This is a genomic window from Aeromonas sp. 5HA1 (assembly GCF_029237245.1).
In the GTDB taxonomy this organism is placed as follows: domain Bacteria; phylum Pseudomonadota; class Gammaproteobacteria; order Enterobacterales; family Aeromonadaceae; genus Aeromonas; species Aeromonas salmonicida.
In genome coordinates this window covers 70,580-91,268 of the sequence record NZ_JAACFW010000008.1, presented here as the reverse complement: position 1 = coordinate 91,268, position 20,689 = coordinate 70,580, and the positions used below count along the sequence as shown (strand labels likewise).

Here is a 20,689-nt window from a genome sequence, read left to right as displayed (position 1 = left end):
GGGTTATCCAGTAAAATCCTGCCTCCATATCCGGCCCTAACCTAATTTTGAGTGATTCTTGCTCGATGAAACACATTCGTAACTTTTCGATTATTGCGCACATCGACCACGGTAAATCGACCCTGTCGGACCGTCTGATCCAGACTTGCGGCGGCCTGTCCTCCCGCGAGATGCAGGCTCAGGTGCTTGACTCCATGGACCTGGAGCGCGAGCGCGGCATTACCATCAAAGCACAGAGTGTGACCCTGAACTACCAGGCACAAGACGGTAACACCTACCAGCTGAACTTTATCGACACCCCGGGCCACGTAGATTTTTCCTACGAAGTCTCCCGCTCATTGGCGGCCTGTGAAGGGGCGCTGCTGGTGGTAGATGCCGGCCAGGGGGTTGAGGCACAGACTCTGGCCAACTGCTACACCGCCATGGAAATGGAGCTGGAAGTGGTGCCGGTGCTGAACAAGATTGACCTGCCGGCCGCAGAGCCCGAGCGGGTTGCCGAGGAGATCGAAGACATAGTCGGCATCGACGCCATCGATGCTGTCCGTTGCTCCGCCAAGACCGGCCTGGGCGTTGACCTTGTGCTGGAAGAGATAGTAGCTCGCATCCCGGCGCCGGTCGGTGATCCCGATGCACCGCTGCAAGCGCTGATCATCGACTCCTGGTTTGACTCCTATCTGGGCGTCGTCTCTCTGGTGCGGATCAAAAACGGCTCCCTCAAGAAAAACGACAAGATCAAGGTGATGAGCACCGGTCAGGTGTGGGGTGTCGATCGTATCGGTATCTTCACGCCCAAGCAGGTGGATACCCAGGGGCTGGGCTGTGGCGAGGTAGGTTGGGTCGTCTGCGGCATCAAGGACATCCACGGTGCCCCTGTGGGCGATACCCTGACTCAGGCCAAGAACGGTGCCGAAAAAGCGCTGGCGGGTTTCAAGAAGGTGAAGCCGCAGGTGTATGCGGGCCTGTTCCCCATCTCCAGCGATGACTATGAGTCATTCCGTGATGCCCTCGACAAACTGTCCCTGAACGATGCCTCCCTGTTCTTCGAACCCGAGAGTTCCACCGCGCTGGGCTTCGGTTTCCGTTGTGGCTTCCTCGGTATGCTGCACATGGAGATCATCCAGGAGCGTCTGGAGCGGGAATACGATCTGGATCTCATCACCACGGCCCCGACCGTGGTCTACGAGATTGAGCTCAATGATGGCTCAACCATCCACATCGACAGCCCGTCTGCCATGCCCCCGGTCAACAACATCAAAGAGATGCGTGAGCCGATCGCCGAGTGCAACATATTGCTGCCGCAGGAGTACATGGGCAACGTCATCACTCTCTGTATCGAGAAGCGTGGCGTTCAGACCAACATGGTCTATCACGGCAATCAGGTTGCACTGACCTACGAAATCCCGATGGCAGAAGTGGTGCTCGATTTCTTCGACCGTCTGAAATCTACCAGCCGTGGTTACGCCTCGCTGGATTACGGCTTCAAGCGCTTTGAAACCTCCGAGATGGTCCGTCTGGATATCATGATCAACGGTGAGCGTGTCGATGCGCTGGCCATCATCACCCACAAGGAGAACGCCCAGTATCGCGGTCGCCAGGTGGTGGAGAAGATGCGTGAGCTGATCCCGCGCCAGATGTTTGATATCGCCATTCAGGCATCCATTGGCAACCAGATCATCGCGCGCAGCACGGTCAAGGCCCTGCGTAAAGACGTGACCGCCAAGTGTTATGGCGGTGACGTGAGCCGGAAGAAAAAGCTGCTGAACAAGCAGAAAGAAGGCAAGAAGCGGATGAAGTCCCTGGGCCGTGTCGACGTGCCGCAGGAAGCCTTCCTCGCAATTCTCCATGTAGGAAAGGATTAATCGATGGCAAGCACGTTTTCCCTGATCCTGGTGGTGGTCTGCGTGATCACCGGTATTATCTGGTGTCTGGACAAGATGATCTGGTCCAAGCAGCGGGCCGCCAAGATTGCCGTGGCCCGTGCCCACGGCGGTGCTCATCTGGATGAGAAAACCCTGGCCAAGGTTGCCCCCATGCCGGTCTGGATTGAACAGACCGCAGGTGTGTTTCCGGTCATTACCCTGGTGCTGATACTGCGCTCCTTCCTGTTTGAGCCGTTCCAGATCCCGTCAGGTTCCATGATGCCGACCCTGCTGGTGGGTGACTTCATCCTGGTGCAGAAGTTTGCCTATGGCCTCAAGGATCCGGTGACCAACACCCGATTCCTCGAGACTGGCGAACCCAAACGCGGCGATGTGGTGGTGTTCAAGTATCCGCTGGATACCCGGGTGGACTACATCAAGCGGGTGGTCGGCATGCCGGGGGACAGGGTCATCTATCGCAACAAGGAGCTGATGATCCGGCCCAAGTGCGAGGAGCAGGAAGGGAAAACGTGCCCGGGCTTCAAGAAGCTCGACGTCAAGTTTGAACAAAGGGGTGAATTTACCCAGATGGGGATCCCGCTTGATCGCTATACCGAGCAGCTGGGTGAGGTGTCTCACGAGACCCTGCGTAACCCGCTGATGCCCGATATGGTCGGCCGCTATTATCGCCAGCCCGGTACTTACCCCGATGAGTGGGTGGTACCGGAAGGTCAGTACTTCGTGATGGGTGACAACCGTGACAACAGTACCGATAGCCGTTTCTGGGGCTTTGTGCCCGAGCAGAATCTGGTGGGCAAGGCGGTCGCTATCTGGATAAGTTTTGAATTTGAGCGTGAAGAAGGCTCCCTGCTGCCAAGCTGGGTACCGACAGGTGTGCGCTTCAACCGCATTGGCGGAATCAAGTAAATGAATATCAAAATGAACAGACTGCAGTCCCGTCTCGGGCATGTCTTTCACGATAAAGAGCTGTTGACCCGGGCGCTGACTCACCGCAGCGCCGGTTCCCGTCACAACGAGCGACTGGAATTTCTGGGTGACTCCATCCTGAGTCTGGTGATTGCCGATGCTCTGTTCCACCGCTTCCCGCAAGCGGCGGAAGGAGATCTCAGCCGGATGCGCGCCACTCTGGTGCGCGAGAAGACCCTGGCCGAACTGGGCCGGGAGTTTGACCTTGGGGATGACCTGATCCTCGGGCCCGGCGAACTCAAGAGTGGCGGTTTTCGCCGCGAATCCATTCTGGCCGACACGGTCGAGGCGGTGATCGGCGCTGTCTATCTGGATACTGATCTTGAGACGGTGCGGGTGCTGCTGCTGAGCTGGTATGCCAGCCGTCTGGATGAGATCAAACCGGGCATAGAGCAGAAGGATCCCAAGACCCGCCTGCAGGAAATATTGCAGGGAAGCCGCAAATCCCTGCCGACCTACACAGTGACCAACGTCAAGGGCGAGGCCCACAACCAGGAGTTCACCGTCCAGTGCGACGTGGAAGGGCTGGATGGTCCGCTGGTCGGGGTCGGCACCAGCCGTCGCAAGGCCGAACAGGCTGCGGCGCAGCAAGCATTGGAAAGACTGTCATGACTGCTATTGATGCAAGAGGCCGCGGTCTTTCAACACAACAGGCATTGGAAAAACTGTCATGACAGATACGACTTACTGCGGCTTTGTCGCCATCGTGGGCCGCCCCAACGTGGGCAAGTCCACCCTGCTCAACAAGCTGCTTGGCCAGAAGGTCAGCATCACCTCGAAGAAACCCCAGACTACCCGTCACCGGATTTTGGGGATCGACACCGAGGACAACTATCAGACCATCTATGTGGATACCCCGGGTCTGCACATTGAAGAGAAGCGGGCCATCAACCGCCTGATGAACCGCGCCGCCACCAGTTCGCTGGGGGATGTGGCCATGGTGGTGTTCGTGGTTGACGGTACCCACTGGACCAAGGATGACGAGATGGTGCTCGGCAAGTTGCGCCATCTGCCCTGTCCCGTTGTGCTGGCGGTCAACAAGATCGACAACGTCAAGGACAAGGAAGACCTGCTGCCCCACCTGGAGTGGCTGGGTCAGCAGATGAAGTTCTCCCATATCCTGCCCATCAGTGCCGAGAAGGGCACCAACGTGGAGAAGATCCGCGAGTGGTCCAAGGATCTGCTGCCAGAGAACAACTTCTTCTTCCCGGAAGATTACGTGACCGACCGCTCTTCCCGCTTCATGGCCTCCGAGATCATCCGCGAGAAGCTGATGCGTTTCACCGGTGAGGAGCTGCCTTACTCTGTGACCGTGGAGATCGAGCGCTTCAAGGTGGAAGAGAGCGGCATCTATCACATCAATGCCCTGATCCTGGTGGAGCGCGATGGCCAGAAGAAGATGGTCATCGGCAACAAGGGTGAGAAGATCAAGACCATAGGCACAGAGGCACGCATCGACATGGAACGCCTGTTCCAGAACAAGGTGTTCCTTGAGCTGTGGGTCAAGGTCAAGGCAGGCTGGGCCGATGACGAGCGCGCTCTGCGCAGTCTCGGCTATGGCGATGACTGATTGCTGAGTCCAGCCTTCGTCATCCACAGTCGGCCCTATCGGGAGACCAGTCAGCTGGTCGAGGTGTTTACCCAGGATAGTGGCCGATTTACTCTGGTGGCTCGCGGTTCTCGCGGGCCACGCTCCCCTCTGAAGGGGCTGCTTCAACCTTTTTCCCTGCTCACCATCAGCTGGCGTGGCAAGGGGGATCTCAAGAATCTCGCTCAGGTCGAATGTCCGGATCACTCCTTGCGACTCGGTGGCGACCGCCTCTTCTACGGCCTCTACCTCAACGAGCTGGTCTACTACCTGCTGGAAGCCCATACCCCTTTTCCAGAGGTGTTTGACGCCTATGCCCGTGCCCTGATGGCGCTGGCGGATGGCGAGACGCCCGAGCTGCCGTTGCGCCGCTTCGAGTTCCTGCTGTTGCAGGCGCTCGGCTATGCGGTGGACTTCGAATACGCCGCCGACGACGAGTCCGCGATCCAGCCCGAGCTGCTCTATGGCTTCGAGCGCGAATTGGGCTTTGTCGCTTGCGAGCGGGCGCCGGATCCCCGTACCCTGTTTCTCGGTGCCCACCTGCTGGCTTTCGCCGAGGGGCGATTCGATACGCCTCCCTTGCTGCAGGCGGCCAAGCGTTTCAGCCGACTGGCGCTGCAACCCTATCTGGGCAGACGGCAGTTGAAGAGCCGGGAGCTGTTCTTGAAGCGCAAAGCCAGCACACAGTGACATATGGATATCCGCGCTGACGCCAAGGCGGCAGCCGCACAGTTAACAGATGAAGTGTTTCAAGGAGTCATCAATGAGCGAAATCTATCTGGGTGTGAACATCGACCATATCGCCACCCTGCGCAATGCCCGTGGCACCCAGTATCCGGATCCGGTACAAGCTGCCTTCGTGGCCGAGCAGGCCGGGGCCGACGGCATTACCGTCCACCTGCGGGAAGACCGTCGCCACATCACGGACCGCGATGTGGAGATACTGCGCCAGACCATACAAACCAGAATGAACCTGGAGATGGCGGTGACCGAGGAGATGATCGGCATCGCCTGTCGTATCAAGCCCCACTTCGTCTGCCTGGTGCCGGAGAAGCGTACCGAGGTGACCACAGAGGGTGGTCTGGACGTGGCTGGTCAGCTCGACAAAATCACGGATGCGGTGACTCGCCTGTCGGCCATCGGCGCCAAGGTGTCGCTGTTTATCGATGCCGACCCGCTGCAGATCGACGCGGCCGCCGACAGTGGTGCTCCCTTCATCGAGATCCACACAGGCCGCTACGCCGACGCCACCACGGATGCCGAGCGCAACGCCGAGTTCAAGCGCATCGCCGCCGGTGCCTCCTATGCCGCCGGCAAGGGGCTCAAGGTCAATGCCGGCCACGGCCTGCACTATCACAACGTCAAGGCCATCGCCGCCATCCCCGAGCTCTATGAGCTCAACATAGGCCACGCCATCATAGGCCGCGCCGCCTTCGACGGCCTGAGCAAGGCGGTCAGCGACATGCGCCTGCTGATGCAGGAAGCCCGTCAGGGGATCTGACCGACCTGGGTTGATGAGAGATGAAAAAGGGACGCCGCGGCGTCCCTTTTGTATGGCATCAGCCACCGGCTGATTGGATTTATGCCTATTTGATGGGCGTCAGCTCCAGGGTGATGAGCTCCAGTGGCGCCAGCTTGATGACCATTCCATCGTTGATTGAAGTCGGCACGGTTTTGTTGTCGCCATATAGTGGCTTGATATTAAAGTCTTTCACCTCTGTGGTGGGTACTTCAAGCTGGCGAATAGGTTCCAGAAAGAACTGTTGAGGCTGGCTCGAAGGATTGCGCAGGGTAATGAAAGACTTTGCCGGGCTCCACGCCCCCCAGCCGTAAATCTCCAGTTTGGTTGGGTCGCCGCCAATCCAGTGGCTGTCAAACAGCACGGCCTGGTTCTGCTGCGACCAGAGCGCCGCCTTGGCCAGCAGATCCCAGTTCTCGCCAGTCAGCAGCTCGGGAGTAATGTAGAGCTCCTGCAACTGGGTGCCGGTGGCAAAGTAGCTCCAGGCCTGATCGGCAAAATCTTGTGGCGACTGCTGATCCAGATGTTTGGCCTGCTTGGCATAGACAAGCCCGTGCAGCATAAGGGAGTTGATCGGAAACAGAGGACCTTGCTTGACGATGGAGCGGTAGGTCTCCGCATCCCGGTAGGTGATCCACTGCTGAACCCTTGAGCCGGGGCCATAGAAGTTGATGTCATCACCACCGCGCCAGATGGAATCGGCGAAGAAGAGCCAGGAGGGAGAGGCCGTGGTGCCAGTGGTCAGATTGATGAAGACCTCTTTATTGGCGGCGCGGGCATCCGAGACCAGGTGGATGGCGGCATCGAAGTCGCTGGTGAACCGGCTGCCCTTGATCTGCTTGTTGGCGTTGCCGGTACCATCGAACTTGAAGTGGGTGACCCCTTGCTCCTGAATGAGTGACATCACTTTCTGGTGGAAGTTTTTGTAGTAGACGGGGCCCGAGAGGGCGAACTTGCCATCGCTCAGCTCGTAGCCAAACTCGGCGGCATGGGAGACCCGCTCATCCCTCGGCTTGTTGTAGCCACCCCAGGGGGAGAACCAGATGCCGAGCTGGGCGTGATATTTTTCTGCCGCCTTTTTCAGCTTGCTGAAACCATGAGGAAAGTCCTTGCTGAATCCCCAGTTGCCCTTGCGGTCATCCCAGCCATCGTCAAACAGGAAGCCGCTCATGGGCACACCGCGTTTGGTGACCAGCGCCTCGCCAAACTGCGTGATGCGGGTGAGGGCGTCGTCTTCCGTGTAGGGGTTGAAGAAGCCGATATCGAGCCAGGAGTTGTAGTGCAGATAGGGGGCGTAGGGTCTGTCACGGGCGTCGTTGATGAACTGGTTGAAGTCACGTCTGAGCTGGCCCTCGCCGAAGGTGCCGACATAGGTGCGATAGGTGAGGGGCTTGCCCTGCTCCAGCGGCAGCGCGAGCGGGATCATCTGGCTGACGCCCCCCTCGTAGGCGCGGGTGTTGACCAGCGGATTCTGCGGCGTGATGAAGAAACTGTCGCTGACGATGGGGGAGCTGTTGATGGCGCCGTAGACAAAGGGCGCCTGGGAGTGGAACGGCAGCATGGAGAAGCCGTTGATCCGCTTGCCATTCTTGAGGGTGTCGAGGGCGAAGTCGATGCTGGCGTAGCGCTTGTCTTTGGCCAGCCGGATCTCGCTCTTGATCAGGAAGTCGGCGTTGCTCAGCGCTATGTCAATGTGGTCCTGCTCTTTGGCAAACGCATCTACAGTGAAGTCGGCCGACGAGGTCAGCCTGTCATCCAGCCCCTTGATATCGAACAGGGTATTCGAGCGGATGACATCCCCGTTCGCCGTGTTAGTGAAGATGATCTCCTGGAATTTGCCGGCATCCGTTTTGACGCTGATCTGGTACTGGTTGCCCTGCAGCGACATCACCTCGGCCCGGGTGAGGGCGGGCAGGGTCAGCAGGACCAGCAGCGTCATGGCGGTACGTGCGTTCATATTTATCTCCGTATAGATGATGAATGGCGGTGTGACTGGGGTGATGGGGCTTGGCGTCCTCCTGATGCTGGCGGATTTGCGGGATGTGGTGCGGGCTCACCTGGCTGGCGAGCCCGCTGACCGGTTACAGCTTGCCGTCGCTCATGCACATGCGGATCTTAGCTGCGACCACCTCCTCCATGGCGGCCATGGCGGGCACCAGATATTGGCGGGGATCGCTGGCATCCGGGTGGGCGGCGAGGAAGGCCTTCATGGCGTCGGCGAAGGCGATCTTCAGTTCGGTGGCCACGTTGACCTTGCATACCCCGAGCGCGATGCAGCGGCGAACGTCCCGGTCGGGAATGCCGGAGGCACCGTGCAGCACCAGCGGAATGGAGACCCTGTCCCGGATGGCGGCGAGGCGATCAAAGTCGAGACGTGGCTCTTCCTTGTAGAGGCCGTGGGCCGTGCCGATGGCCACGGCGAGGGAGTCGATGCTGGTGCGCGCCACGAACTCGGCCGCCTTGTCCGGATCGGTCAGATGGGCGTTGGCGGAGTCCACTATCAGGTCATCCTCCTGCCCGCCGAGCTGGCCCAGCTCGGCCTCCACGCTCGCCCCCATGCGGTGGCAGAAGGTGACGACCCGCTGCACCTTGGCGACGTTCTCCTCGAACGGCAGGTGGGAGGCGTCGATCATGGCTGAGTGAATGCCGGATTCGACCTTGAAGTGGATATCCTGTTCATCCTCGTGGTGGTCCAGGTGCAGCACCAGCGGTATGCGGTACTGGTGGGCTGCCGAGGCGCAGATGGAGACCAGATATTCGACCCCCGCATGGCGATAGGTGCCCGGGGTGGCGGCCAGGATGACGGGGGATCTCAGCTGGGCGGCGGTGCGGGCCACCACCTCGACGGTTTCCAGGTTGTGGATGTTGAAGGCCGGTACCGCGTAGCCGCGGCGCTGGGCATCCTTGAGCATTTCGTGGGACGAGATCAGATACATGAGGACTCCTTGGCGCCTTGAGTGGCGTCGGGTTCAGAGAAAGAGGCGGGGGCGCTGGCGGGAGTTATCTCCCTGCCGGCGACCCAGATATGTTGCTGGTAGAGGGCCGGTGTGAGGGCGAGCAGGTTGGCCCGCTTGCCGACGGCCAGCGAGCCGAGCTGGTCGTCAATGCCGAGCATGCGAGCGGGAGCCAGCGATGCCATCTGGATCGCTTCTGCAAGGGGCACCCCGGCCAGATGCACCATGTTGCGCACGGCCCCGAGCAGGGTGAGGGTACTGCCCGCCAGGCTGCCGGTGGCGGTACGCACCACTCCGTCCTTCATCTCCACCCGGTAGTCACCGAGCAGGTAGTGGCCGTCGGGCATGCCGGCGGCGCGCATGGCATCCGTGATGAGCAGCAGGCGATCCCCGGCGCAGCGGTGGCACAGCTTTAGTACGGTAGGATGCACATGATGGCCGTCGGCGATGAGCTCCAGCCAGGCGGTGGGATGCACCAGACCGGCCCCCACCATGCCGGGTTCCCTGTGGTGCAGTCCGCGCATGCCGTTGAAACAGTGCACCAGGCCGGTCGCACCGGCCGTCAGTGCCGCCTGTGTTGTGTCGTGGTCGGCGGCGGAGTGACCCAGCATGACCCGGATGCCGGCCGCCTTGAGGTGGCAGATGGCCGCCAGGGCGTTGGCCTTCTCGGGGGCGAGGGCGACAACCTTCAGGGTGCCACGCGCCTGACGCTGCAACTGTGCCAGCTCCGCCAGGTCGAGTTCCCGGAACAGGGCCGGATCGTGGGCGCCCTTGTTGTCGGGGGTGAAGTAGGGCCCCTCCAGGTAGCTGCCGAGCAGCTGGGCGCCCGGCATACCGATCTCCATGGCATCGGCGACCCGATTCAGGGCGCGTGCTATGGCGGGTAGCGGTGCGGTCACCGTGGTGGCGAGGAAGGCACCGACCCCTTCCGCCGCCTTGGCGAGAGAAAGCCGGGCCAGCACGCTGGCCTCCTCGTCCATCACATCGACGCCGGCCCCGCCGTGAACGTGGCCATCGATGAAGGCGGGCACCAGCAACTCGACCTCCCGCACCGGATCGTCTGCCGGGATAGGGGCGATGGCGGTGATGATGCCACCTTCATGGGTAAGCGCTTGATGCTCCAACCAACCCTGCTCGGTCAGCAGGCGACGGGCCCGGATCCGTGTTGCCATCTAGATACCCTCCTCGACCCGTGATTCGGCCCGCTCGCGCGCCAGTTCATCCACCAGGCTGGTGAGGCCGCGATGGCCGCAGCACAGGGCCTGCTCGCGAAACTGGGACGGGGTCAGCTCGCCGCGATCCATCGTCATCTCCAGCAGCAGCTGCAGATTGGTGCCGGTCACGACTTCCCGGTCTGGCTGGCGCAGCGCCAGGGTAGAGGCGACCCGAAACGGGGTGCCGCCCAGCAGATCGGTCAGAAAGACCACGCCGTCGCCACGGTCGACCCGGGCCAGCGCTGCCTCGCACTGGCTCTGCAGCAGGGCCGTGGTGGAGGACTCGGGAAAGTCGATGGCGACGACCGCCTCCTGCTCACCGAGGATCTGGACCATGGCCTGCTCCATGCCGCTGGCAAAGCCGCCATGACCGCAAATGATGATGCCCAACATAAGGTGTTCCTTTACTGCAAAGGGTGCCGGCCTGTCGCCGGCACCGGATTAGAGGAAGCCTGCAAACTTGCCGACGATACCGAGCACGACCGTGATGACGATGAGGCGCAGCGGACTCCAGCCGCGGCGGATCAGCGCATACATGGCCAGGGTGTAGAGCAGCGGCAGGAAGGCCGGCATCAGCTTGTCGAGCACGTCCGCCTGCAGTTTTACCACCGCATCACCGGCGGTGATCTCCAGGGTGGTGCCGAGCCGCACATAGGTGGCGACCAGGGCGCCGATCACCGTCATGCCGACGATGGAGGCGGCATGCCCCACCTTGCGGGTGTTGGCCTTGATGAGCGGAATGGCGGCGACCCCCATGCGGTAGGCGTAGTGCGCCAGCCCGAAGCGCAGGCCGAAGTGCACCACATTGAACAGCAGGAAGAAGAACACGGCGCCCATGATGGAGCCCTGCAGCGCCAGATCGGCACCGATCCCGCCGCAGATGGGCAGCAGGGTGAGCCAGAACATGGCATCCCCGATCCCGCCCAGCGGTGCGCCGACCGCTATCTTGGTGCTCTGTATGCTGTTGACGTTCTGCTTGGAGCGCTCCATCGCCAGCACTATGCCCATCACGAAAGTGACCAGGAAAGGGTGGGTGTTGAAGAAGCCCATGTGTCCCTTCATGGCCCGGGAGAGATCCTTCGGGTTGGAGTGGATCTTCTGCAGCGCCGGCAGCAGGCCGTAGAGCCAGCCGGAAGCCTGCATCCGCTCGTAGTTGAAGGAGGCCTGCAACAGCAGGGAGCGCCAGGCAAAGCGATTGATGTCCTGGTGGGTCAGCTCGGCCCCCAGTTGCTGATCTTCGTAGACGTCGTCGGAGATGGCGCGGGTCGGTTGTTGCTCGGCCGCCGGGGCGATCTGCCGGGCTGTGTTGTTAGATACCATCTTCAGTTTCCTCCTGGGTGGGGCGGGCTTGCGGCGCCGGGTCCTTGCGCATGAAGTCGATCAGGGCCATGGCCAGAGCGGCCGCGGCTATGGCCAGCACCGGCAGCTTGAGCCAGGCGGCAGCGACGAAGCCGAGGATGAAGTAGGGGATGTAGACATTCTTCATCATGATCTTGAGCAGCACGGCGAAGCCGATGGCGGGCATGATGCCGCCAGCGACCCCGAGGCCGTCGATGAGGCGGGCGGGCAGCACGTCGATGGCGGTCTTGGCGTGTTCTGCCCCGAAGTAGGTGGGCAGGAAGGCGCACAGGAAGTAGAAGGTGCCGAGCGCCAGCAGGGCAAGGTAGTTGACCCGTTCTATGCCACGGGTATCGCCTGCCTCCGCCATACGGTCACAGCGGGACATGACCCCGGACATCACTGAGAAGAGGAAGGTGATCCCCATCTGGACCGCGACCGCGAAGGGGACTGCGACCCCGACCGCCACATCCGGCTTGACCCCTGTGGTGATGGCGAAGGTGGCACCGACTATGGTGCCTATGATGACGTTGGGCGGTTGCGCCCCCGCCAGCGGCGCCAGCCCCATCCAGACCAGCTCCAGGGTGCCGCCCACCAGTATGCCGGTGGGTAGGTCGCCGAGGATCAGGCCCACCAGCGGACCCAGTACCACGGGCCTGTGGAAGTGAGTCAGGCCGTTGAACAGGTCAAGTCCGGCGAAGAACGCCAGAATGCCCAGCAAGAGTCCTTGCAATAAACTGATTTCCATCACAATTGTCCTTAATCAGATCAGGTTGAAAATGTCCTGTGCCGGTTCGGTCGGCACGCCCTGGACAAAGCACTCGACGTGGGCGTCCTGCAGGGCGCGAAACGCCGCTATGTCCGTCTCATCCACGGATACCGTCTTGTGGATCTGACGTTTGCCGTCGGCGTAGTGCATGTTGCCGACGTTGATGCGGGGGATGGGCACGCCCCCCGCGACCAGGGTGCGAAAATCCGTCGGGTTCTTGCACACCAGCAATATCTTCTGGCGATCGGCGGCCTTGCCTATGTTGTCGATCACCTTCTGCAGCGGCCAGAAGCGCACCGCTATCCCCTCCGCCAGCACCATCTCCATCAGGTTCTGCTGTATGGGGTCTTCCGCCACCTCGTCATTGGCCACCAGCACCAGGTTGGCGCCGGCAAACCCGACCCATTGCACCCCGACCTGACCGTGGATCAGCCGCTCGTCGATACGGCTCAGCACTATGTTTGGCATCAGACGCCTCCTTGCTGGTTGAACGGATAGATGTTGACGCCCTGCACGACCCGGTTGACCCGGCCGCTCGGGCAGGGGTTGTCCGGGGTGATGCCCAGCGCCAGCGCTGTGTGGAAGGCGTAGTACTGGGCGTAGAGCAGGTAGCAGAACGCCAGTTCGGCATCGTCGCCGTTGAGGGGGGTGGGCAGATAGATGTGCTCGCCGGCTGCAATGAGCGGATCGGGCCGATCGGCCAGGGCGACAACCCGGGCGGCGTGGCCGTCCTGGCGAAGCTCGGTGAGCAGATCCAGGTCGTACTGGCGAGTGTAGGGATCGTTGGAGATCATCAGCACTATCAGGGTCTGGCCGTTGATGGCGGATTTCGGCCCGTGGCGAAAGCCGGTGGGGGAGTCATACATGGCCATCAGCTGACCCGAGGTGAGCTCGAGCAGCTTGAGCGCGGCCTCCTGGGCCACCCCCTGCAGGCTGCCGCTGCCAAGATAGATGACCCGCTCTGGCAGCGGTTGATTCCACTCGGGCACGCTCAGTTCGGCCTGGAGCAGAATGGCTTCCCCCAGGGCGATGAGCGGCTGGCTGACGGCGGGATTGAACTGGCGCGGCAGGAACACAGCCAGGCAGCTCAGCATCATGCTGGTCAGGCTGCTGGTCATGGCGAAGCTGCGGTCGTGGGTCTGGGGCGGCATCAGCAGCGCCAGGGAGCGGGCATCCTTCTGGCAGCGCCGGTAGAGCTCCCCTTCGCCGTTGCAGGTGAGTACCAGGTGGTGGCACTCGCTCAGCAGCTGGCTGGCCAGCTCGACGGCTGCCACGCTCTCCGGGCTGTTGCCGGAGCGGGCGAAGGAGATGAGCAGAGTCGGGCAATCCTGCGCCAGGTATACGTCCGGGTTGGTGACGATATCTGTGGTGGCGATCGCCTCGAAGCGGCCGTTGAGCCTGCCGCAGAGGTAGGGCGCCAGGGCCCGGCCGGCAAAGGCGGAGGTGCCGGCGCCGGTCAGGATCACCCGCAGGTTGCTCCGGGACAGCAGGGGCAGCAGGAAGCGCTCTATGGTGGCGCGGCACTCCTCCACCATGGTGAGTGTCTCCCGCCAGGCGGCGGGTTGTTGCCGGATTTCGCGGGCGGTGGCCAGGCCGTTGGCCGAGCGCAGTGTCTCTTCTGGATAACCAAGGATCATCTCTACAACTCCTTATGCAACCGGGGTGAGCCGGGAATGACTGGCGGGGGTGGTGCCACAGGCCTGGGCGTATTGGCGCAGCACCTCCTGCACCTGATCGAGAATGAGGTCGTGGGCTCTGGCCGACAGCGTACCCTGGCGTACCTTGCGGTATTGCAGCGGCAGGTGCTGGCTGAGCAGGGGCAGGGGAATGGGCTCGGCGGCCAGGTTGGCAAGCAGCCGGGCGTAGCAGTCGTCGACCCGGCTGTCGGGCCAGTAGTAGCGAATGCGGTCGGAATAGCTGTAACCGCGGGCCAGCCGGCACTCGTTGGCATTACCCTGATAGTGGCTGCGCCAGAAGTCGGGGCGATCCAGCATTGTCTCTTCCAGTACCTGGCGCAGGCCCGAGCAGGCGCGGGCGACCACCAGCTCCTCCTCGATGGCGGCAAGGGAGAACAGCGCCTCCCGCAGGGCGAAGGTGAGGGCCGGGCCGACCTTGAGGATGGCGAAGTGGTCGCGCACCAGCTGGCAGTAGGCTTGCGGGGTCTGGTAGTCGGTGGAGTGTGCCTCGAACACCAGATGGGGGTAGGCTTCGATCATCCGGCTGAGGGGGGCGGCCTTGTCGGATTGATAATCGATGACATGGGTGTGGTCGAACTCCACACCGGGTTGCACCACCAGGCCGATCACCCTGGGCCAGATGGCCTCGAGTCCGACCCTGGCAAAGGCCTGCTGGTGGGTACTCAAGGTATGGCGGGCGGCTTCCGGTGTGGTCACGGCCAGCTCGGCCAGCGTCTCATGGGCGCCGCCAGGCACAGGCACCTCCGTGCCTATCACATAGACCAGATCGCAGCAGCCAAATTCGGCCTGGCAGGTCTGCTCGGCGATCAGGGCCAGTCGGGCGGCCCGCTCGGCGACCAGCTCATCGGGAAGGGGAACCGGATCCCCCAGGCAGGACATGCTGCAATCGAGGTGGATCTTCTTGAAGCCGGCGGCGACATAGCTGGCGATCAGCACCTCGGCGTGTTCCATGGCCTGCTCGGCCGGCTCCCCCTGCCAGCGGTTGGGGCCCAGGTGATCGCCTCCCAATACCAGTCGCTGCAGGGGAAAATTGCACTCGGCGGCGAGCCGGTGCAGTCGGTCGCGAAAATCCACCGGCGTCATGCCGGTATAGCCGCCGAATTGATCCACCTGATTGGAGGTGGCCTCGACCAGCAGCAGATCCTCTCCCTGTGCCGCCAGCCTCAGGGCGGCCTCCAGCACCAGCGGGTGGGCGGAGCAGACGGCGTAAATCCCGACCGGTACCCCCTGCTTGTGTTGCGCGATCAGTGCCAGCATTGATTTCATTTCCCTCTCCCTCATGGCTGAATACAGAATGAATCTTTCGATGTCTTTCTTTACCCTAGGCGTGCAGCCCCTTAAACGAAACAAAAGCGTGCTCACACCTTGAGCAAGATCACAAAAAGAAATGAATCGAAATGTTTTTGATGTTTCGGAAGAGTCTAAATGAGGACTTTTAAACCAATGAAAGCTTGATTTGGCATAAAGGCTGGGCGTTAATAGCTAAACGTAACGAAGTGAAAGTCCTGATTTCACCACAGCACTCCGGCAGAGAGATTATGCAAACAACCGAAAAAAGTGTGCTTGGCACCAGCGAGCGGCGGGAACGCATCATTCAGCAACTGCGCAGCAATGGCAGTGTTCAGGTCAACGAGCTGGCCAGTCACTATCAGGTATCCACCGTCACGATCCGTAATGATCTGGCGTTTCTGGAGAAACAGGGGATAGCGGTACGCGCCTATGGTGGGGCCCTCTTGTGTGAGCCGAATCAGGCAGTGCCCGAGCGCACTATCGCCGACAAGAGCGTGCTCAACACACCGGTCAAGCAGCGTATTGGCGCCATGGCGGCGAGTCTGGTACAGGCGGGAAGTCGTCTCATTCTTGACTCGGGAACCACCACGCTGGAGGTGGCGCGTCACCTGCGCGAGCACCAGGAGATAGTGGTGATGACCAACGGCATGAACGTGGCGGATGCACTGCTGGAGGCGGAAGGGGTAGAGCTGCTGATGACGGGGGGGCACCTGCGTCGCAAGTCCCTCTCCTTCTATGGTGCCCAGGCGGATCAATCCTTGCAGAACTACCACTTTGACCTGCTGTTTCTCGGGGTCGATGGCATCGATCTGGAGCGTGGCGTCAGTACCCATCATGAAGATGAGGCACGTCTCAACCGCTGTATGTGCAAGGTAGCCGAGCGGATCATAGTGGTGACCGATTCCAGCAAGTTTGGTCGGTTGAGCCTGCACAAGATCATCGATACCCAGCGCATCCACACCCTGATCACCGATGATGCCATTGCGGCCGAGACGCTGGCGGGGTTGCGTCAGACGGGGATAGAGGTGTTGCTGGTGCCAGCCTGATCTAGGCAGTGAAAAGGGAGTGAGAAAGAGGGATGCCATGGCATCCCTCTTTCGTTGTCAGGAGACAGGCTCAGCCAGGCTCGGGGAAGTAACGTTCCAGCAGGGCGGTGAGGATGGCCTGGCTCTGCTCGTCGGGCTCGCCGCTGACCAGGGCCGGGCGGAAATGGAGCTGGAAGGCGCGCAGGGCGGCGCGGCTCTGCTCATCCCAGGTACCGCTGGGGGCGATCCCATAACCGTAACGGGCGAGTTGCTGTTGCCAGGTGAGGGCATTCCAGGCGGCTGCTGGCTGCTGGCGCAGTGCTGTGACCCTGGCTTCATCAGGCCAGGCGCCGACCCCGTAGTGCAGGGCGAGCTCGCGCCAGGGGAAGTGGGGGCCGGGATCCTGCTTGCGTTCGGGGGCGACATCGCTGTGCGCCAGCACCTGGGTTGGCGGAATCCGGTAGCGTTGCACCAGCTTCTGGGTAAGGGCGCCGATGGCGGCGATCTGTGCCTGGGTGTAGGGCTGCCAGCGCCGCTGGTGGGCGGGTAGCAGCGCATCTTCCGGCGGATAGCCCAGGTTGACGATTTCGATGCCAAGAGAGCTGGCGTTGAGCCCCGCATACTGGTGCCAGCGACTGCGGCCCGCATGCCAGGCGCGCTGGCTGTCGGGCACCAGTTGGTAGACGGGCAGCGGTGTCTGGTCGGTGTCGCGGGGGATCAGGTAGTGAGCGCTCACCTGATGGGCCGGTTCGGTCAGCAGGCGCAGTGAGTGGGCGTCGTCCTCGTCCGTGTAGTGCAGGATCAGGAAAGCGATGCGTTCATTCTGGCTGGCACTGGGGTAACGGGAAGAGAGCTGATAGGGGGCAGGCTGGCAGGCGCTCAGCAGCAGTATGAGGCAGAGTGACCATAACCGCACCCATATGGCCCTGTTCGAGCCCGGATCGGTAAGGCGCGACGGCCAGCGCAGCCCACTGGCCAGCGGGACACGGGCTGACAGTGAGCAGATACGCTGGCCCATGACTCAGGCGCGGTACTTGGCGGTGAGGCCGATGAGGAAGTTGCGCAGGATCTGATCCCCGCAATCCTGATAGTGCTTGTGATCCTTGGAGCGGAACAGGGCACTCAGTTCGGACTTGGAGAGGTTGAAGTCGGCGAGCTTGAGGGTACCGAGCATATCCTCTTCTTTGTAGTTCAGGCCGATGCGCAGCTTGCGCAGTATCATGTTGTTGTTGATCCGGTTTGGGATCACCTGGGCCGGGGCATCTTCCCGCACACCTCGGCGCGCTATGATGAAGCCGTCGAGGAACTGGCTAAGGGCTGCATCGGGACAGGCGACATAGCCCGCTTCCTGCTCTTCCCCTTCAGCCGCCTCTTTCATCAGCCAGCTGTGCAACTGGGCGTGAGTGACCGTCAGATTGCCTTTGGCAAACATCTCGACCATCTGGTCGTTGCTGATGGTGAGGGCGTAGCGCAGACGGCGCAGAATATCGTTGTTGGTCATGTTGACTCCTGTAGAAACGGCGCAACTTTATCATCTGGCGCGCCCCGCGTCAGAAAAAGCAGGGCCAACTCTGTTCATTAACGGAGGCTGATAGCGGCTGCCAACCGGCGCCACGCTGCATCCTCGGCATTCAGGCGAGGTAAAGGGGCGCCTCCCGACGCACCTGTTCCATCGCATCCTGCAACTCCAGCAACTCGGGCTCCAGCTCGCTGACCGGTACCCCGTCGCGCAGCTGTTGCTCCAGCTGGGAGAGCAATCGTTGCAGGCCGGGCACCCCGGAATAGGCACAGCCGCCATTGAGGCGATGCAGCTGTGCCAGCACCTCGGTATCCTCCACCTGACCGGCGAACGCTGCCTCCAGAACCGGGTCCACCTCGTCGAAACTGGCCATCAGCATGGTCAGCATCTCTTTGGCGAGATCCAGCTTGCCGGCGGCCTGACGCACCGCCAGGGACCAGTCGATCTGCTGATCTCCGTGGTTCTGGTGGCGACGGTGGGCAAAGTCGGTGATCAGTTGGGCCAGCATGCTCTCGTCGATGGGCTTGGCCAGATAGTCATCCATCCCCTGGCGGATCAGGCGTTCCCGCTCGCCGGGAATGGCGTGGGCAGTGACCGCCACTATGGGCGTCTCAGTGTTGAGGGACTGGCTGCGGATCGCCTGGGTAGCACTGATGCCATCCATGATCGGCATCTGTATATCCATGAAAATGATGTCGAACGGTTGACTCTGGGCCAGTCTGACCGCCTCCTTGCCGTTCTTGCATACCACCACCTGGCTCACCATCTCCTTGAGCATGGCGGCGATCAGCTTGAGATTGGCCGCATTGTCGTCCACCGCCAGCACCTTGATCGCCTGCACGCTGCGTGGGGAGGGGGTGGGCAGCGGCGCGCTCTTGGTCGCCTCGGGGGAGAGCAGGGCGTGCAGCAGCTTGCGGTGGTTGGTGGGCTTGGAGAGACAGTGCTGGGCACCGTGGGCCAGCATGGCCTCATAGAGCGATGGCTCGTGGCTGCTGAGCAACACTATGGTGTTCTGCTGGCCGTCCAGCGCATCGAGGCGGGCGATCACCTGTTGCGGTGTATGCAGTGTGCTGCTGCCGATGATCACCATGTCCTGATTGCTCATCTCGGGCCAGATGGTGTCGATGGCGAGAGATTGCACATCCAGCTGCCATTCGGCCAGCAGGGCACACAGGGAAGAGTGGCTGAAGGGATCCGGCTCCAGCAGCCAGACCCGCTTGCCCTGAATGCGATCCAGCGGCAGCTTCTCGGTCTGGGGCAGGGGAGATACGTCCATATCCAGGCTGAAGGAGAAGATGGACCCCTTGCCCAGCTCGGATTCAAAACGGATCTGGCCTCCCATCTGCTGTACCAGCTTCTGGGTGATGACCAGACCCAGGCCCGTGCCGCCATAACGGCGCGAGATGGAGGAGTCGGCCTGATTGAAGGCCTGGAACAACTGGCGCTGCTGCTCTTCCGAGATGCCGATACCGGTATCGCGGATCAGCACGTTGAGCCGCACCTTGTTGCCGTTGCTGCCGCCGGTCTGCTCTATGTGGACATCCACGTTGCCACGCTCGGTGAACTTGATGGCGTTGCCGGCGAGGTTGGTCAGCACCTGCTGCAGGCGCATGGGATCGCCAGTGAGATAGTCCGGCACCTCGGCATCTACCTGCAGGGAGAGTTCGAGCTGCTTGTCGTGAGCACTGGGGCCGAGCAGATGCATGGTCTCGTTGAGGGTGTCGCGCAGGCTGAACGGGATATGCTCCAGCTGAAGCTTGCCTGCCTCCAGCTTGGAGAAGTCGAGGATGTCGTTGATGATGCCTAGCAGGTTGCGGGCCGACTTCTCTATGGTCTGCATATAGTCGGTCTGGCTCGGAGTCAGCGCCGTCTTGAGCAGCTGGCGGGTGAAGCCGATGACGCCATTGAGCGGGGTGCGCAGCTCGTGGGACATGTTGGCCAGGAACTCGGATTTGACCCGCGCAGCCTCCTGCGCCCGCTTCTTGGCCATGTCGAGTTCGACGTTCTGGATCTCTATCTGTTCAAGTGTTTCCCGCAGATCCGAGGTGGCCTGATCGATATTCTGCTGCATCTCCTCGTGATATTCCGAGAGCGCCTTGGCCATGGCGTTGATGCCGTTTTTCAGCATGTCCAGCTCGCCGGTGAGCTGACCGCTGACCCGGGTGTCGAGCCGCCCCTCCCTGATCTTGTGCACCGCCTGTACCATATCGGTGATGGGCTGGGTCACGCTTTTGACCAGCCTGAAGCCAAACAGGGTACTGAAGGCGATGCCGATGAGCACCATGATCACCGCGAAGAAGGTGTCGCGATACTGCAGTATCATGGCCCTGTCCGTGGTCATCTGCATGGAGATGTAGCCGATCATCGGCGGCTCCACATCGCTGGGCAGCGGGAAGCCATCCATGCTGGTTTCGGCCTGGATCGGGGTGCGCAATATGATGTCGTCACCGTACAGGGTGACGCTGGTCAGCTCAGGGATCTGGCTGCCATCGGGCAGCCGCAGTCGGGTGAAGTCCCTGTGATAGTTGGACGTCACGAACAGCTGGTTGTCCTGGGTGAAGACGGCGATGGACTTGATGAGCGGCGAGTTTTTGCGGTGGGTCAGGCCAATCAGCCGCTTGAGCGACTCGCGACTGTGCTGGGTCATGCCGTACTCACTGGCGATGGCCAGGGGCTCTATGATGTTGATGCCCTGATCGATCAGGTTGTTTTCCAGCTGCTGGTAGCGGTGGAAAGTAAAATAACCTGCCATCAGGCCGCCAATGATCAGGGTCGGCAATATGGTAAAGGCCAGTACACGGGCTCGAAGGCCGTACTTGGTCATGCGGATAGTCCCCCGATCATCCGGGTTGGCAATAGGGTCAACGACAGTGGGCGGGCCCGCAGGCCGGATTTGGTCATACTATTATTCTTGTGGGACAATAGCCTGC

The 20,689-nt window shown here is 61.4% G+C and carries 19 protein-coding genes; 7 read left to right on the top strand and 12 right to left on the bottom strand.

Going from position 1 to position 20,689, the window contains the following annotated elements; translation table 11 throughout:
* Window positions 1-65 precede the first annotated feature (65 nt).
* The 6 genes from lepA (at window position 66) to pdxJ (ending at window position 5,935) form a co-directional block, all read left to right on the top strand.
* Window positions 66-1,859 carry a translation elongation factor 4 gene (gene lepA, locus GWQ27_RS09335; RefSeq protein WP_005318848.1) on the top strand — a complete coding sequence of 598 codons (1,794 nt, stop codon included), beginning with the start codon at window positions 66-68 and terminating at the stop codon, window positions 1,857-1,859.
* Between the two features lie 3 nt (window positions 1,860-1,862).
* Window positions 1,863-2,786, top strand: a complete 924-nt coding sequence (gene lepB / locus GWQ27_RS09330) for a signal peptidase I (RefSeq protein WP_005318850.1) — start codon at window positions 1,863-1,865, stop codon at window positions 2,784-2,786.
* A complete protein-coding gene (rnc, locus tag GWQ27_RS09325) occupies window positions 2,787-3,458 on the top strand; it encodes a ribonuclease III (RefSeq protein WP_111589052.1) in 672 nt (223 codons plus the stop codon).
* A 58-nt stretch (window positions 3,459-3,516) separates the two neighbouring features.
* On the top strand, window positions 3,517-4,416 hold the full coding sequence (gene era / locus GWQ27_RS09320; RefSeq protein WP_021139199.1) for a GTPase Era: 900 nt from the start codon (window positions 3,517-3,519) through the stop codon (window positions 4,414-4,416).
* Window positions 4,417-5,124 (top strand): DNA repair protein RecO, encoded by a 708-nt coding sequence (gene recO, locus GWQ27_RS09315; RefSeq protein ID WP_005318856.1) that lies wholly within the window; start codon window positions 4,417-4,419, stop codon window positions 5,122-5,124. It abuts the gene before it with no gap.
* A 73-nt stretch (window positions 5,125-5,197) separates the two neighbouring features.
* Window positions 5,198-5,935 (top strand): pyridoxine 5'-phosphate synthase, encoded by a 738-nt coding sequence (gene pdxJ / locus GWQ27_RS09310; RefSeq protein WP_275907197.1) that lies wholly within the window; start codon window positions 5,198-5,200, stop codon window positions 5,933-5,935.
* Between the two features lie 85 nt (window positions 5,936-6,020).
* Here pdxJ and GWQ27_RS09305 read toward each other — a convergent pair whose 3' ends face one another.
* From GWQ27_RS09305 to kbaZ, 9 genes are all read right to left on the bottom strand, one after another.
* Window positions 6,021-7,910 carry an enterotoxin gene (locus GWQ27_RS09305; protein ID WP_275907196.1) on the bottom strand — a complete coding sequence of 630 codons (1,890 nt, stop codon included), beginning with the start codon at window positions 7,908-7,910 and terminating at the stop codon, window positions 6,021-6,023.
* A 124-nt stretch (window positions 7,911-8,034) separates the two neighbouring features.
* The gene (locus tag GWQ27_RS09300; RefSeq protein WP_111589056.1) at window positions 8,035-8,889 is read right to left on the bottom strand and encodes a tagatose bisphosphate family class II aldolase; all 855 of its coding nucleotides are present in this window, start codon (window positions 8,887-8,889) and stop codon (window positions 8,035-8,037) included.
* A complete protein-coding gene (gene nagA / locus GWQ27_RS09295) occupies window positions 8,880-10,079 on the bottom strand; it encodes an N-acetylglucosamine-6-phosphate deacetylase (RefSeq protein WP_275907195.1) in 1,200 nt (399 codons plus the stop codon). Before nagA ends, GWQ27_RS09300 begins: the two co-directional genes overlap by 10 nt.
* Window positions 10,080-10,514 carry a PTS galactosamine/N-acetylgalactosamine transporter subunit IIA gene (gene agaF, locus GWQ27_RS09290; protein ID WP_275907194.1) on the bottom strand — a complete coding sequence of 145 codons (435 nt, stop codon included), beginning with the start codon at window positions 10,512-10,514 and terminating at the stop codon, window positions 10,080-10,082.
* Between the two features lie 48 nt (window positions 10,515-10,562).
* Window positions 10,563-11,441, bottom strand: a complete 879-nt coding sequence (gene agaE / locus GWQ27_RS09285; RefSeq protein WP_111589059.1) for a PTS N-acetylgalactosamine transporter subunit IID — start codon at window positions 11,439-11,441, stop codon at window positions 10,563-10,565.
* Window positions 11,431-12,207 carry a PTS N-acetylgalactosamine transporter subunit IIC gene (gene agaW, locus GWQ27_RS09280; RefSeq protein WP_043142155.1) on the bottom strand — a complete coding sequence of 259 codons (777 nt, stop codon included), beginning with the start codon at window positions 12,205-12,207 and terminating at the stop codon, window positions 11,431-11,433. The genes agaE and agaW overlap by 11 nt, the downstream gene beginning before the upstream one ends.
* A 15-nt stretch (window positions 12,208-12,222) precedes the next feature.
* A complete protein-coding gene (agaV, locus tag GWQ27_RS09275) occupies window positions 12,223-12,696 on the bottom strand; it encodes a PTS N-acetylgalactosamine transporter subunit IIB (RefSeq protein ID WP_042872688.1) in 474 nt (157 codons plus the stop codon).
* The gene (locus GWQ27_RS09270) at window positions 12,696-13,865 is read right to left on the bottom strand and encodes an SIS domain-containing protein (RefSeq protein ID WP_275907193.1); all 1,170 of its coding nucleotides are present in this window, start codon (window positions 13,863-13,865) and stop codon (window positions 12,696-12,698) included. Before GWQ27_RS09270 ends, agaV begins: the two co-directional genes overlap by 1 nt.
* A 12-nt stretch (window positions 13,866-13,877) precedes the next feature.
* Window positions 13,878-15,191, bottom strand: a complete 1,314-nt coding sequence (kbaZ, locus tag GWQ27_RS09265) for a tagatose-bisphosphate aldolase subunit KbaZ (protein ID WP_111589061.1) — start codon at window positions 15,189-15,191, stop codon at window positions 13,878-13,880.
* Between the two features lie 272 nt (window positions 15,192-15,463).
* Here kbaZ and GWQ27_RS09260 point away from each other — a divergent pair, with 272 nt between their 5' ends.
* Window positions 15,464-16,261 carry a DeoR family transcriptional regulator gene (locus GWQ27_RS09260; protein ID WP_058395219.1) on the top strand — a complete coding sequence of 266 codons (798 nt, stop codon included), beginning with the start codon at window positions 15,464-15,466 and terminating at the stop codon, window positions 16,259-16,261.
* 70 nt (window positions 16,262-16,331) lie between these two features.
* On the opposite strand, the gene GWQ27_RS09255 is transcribed toward GWQ27_RS09260, so the two are convergent.
* The 3 genes from GWQ27_RS09255 to barA form a co-directional block, all read right to left on the bottom strand.
* A complete protein-coding gene (locus GWQ27_RS09255) occupies window positions 16,332-17,258 on the bottom strand; it encodes an N-acetylmuramoyl-L-alanine amidase (protein ID WP_111589063.1) in 927 nt (308 codons plus the stop codon).
* Window positions 17,259-17,261: 3 nt separating this feature from the next.
* The gene (locus tag GWQ27_RS09250; protein WP_005318863.1) at window positions 17,262-17,741 is read right to left on the bottom strand and encodes a DUF1456 family protein; all 480 of its coding nucleotides are present in this window, start codon (window positions 17,739-17,741) and stop codon (window positions 17,262-17,264) included.
* A 130-nt stretch (window positions 17,742-17,871) separates the two neighbouring features.
* Window positions 17,872-20,583 (bottom strand): two-component sensor histidine kinase BarA, encoded by a 2,712-nt coding sequence (barA, locus tag GWQ27_RS09245; RefSeq protein WP_111589064.1) that lies wholly within the window; start codon window positions 20,581-20,583, stop codon window positions 17,872-17,874.
* Window positions 20,584-20,689: the final 106 nt, after the last annotated feature.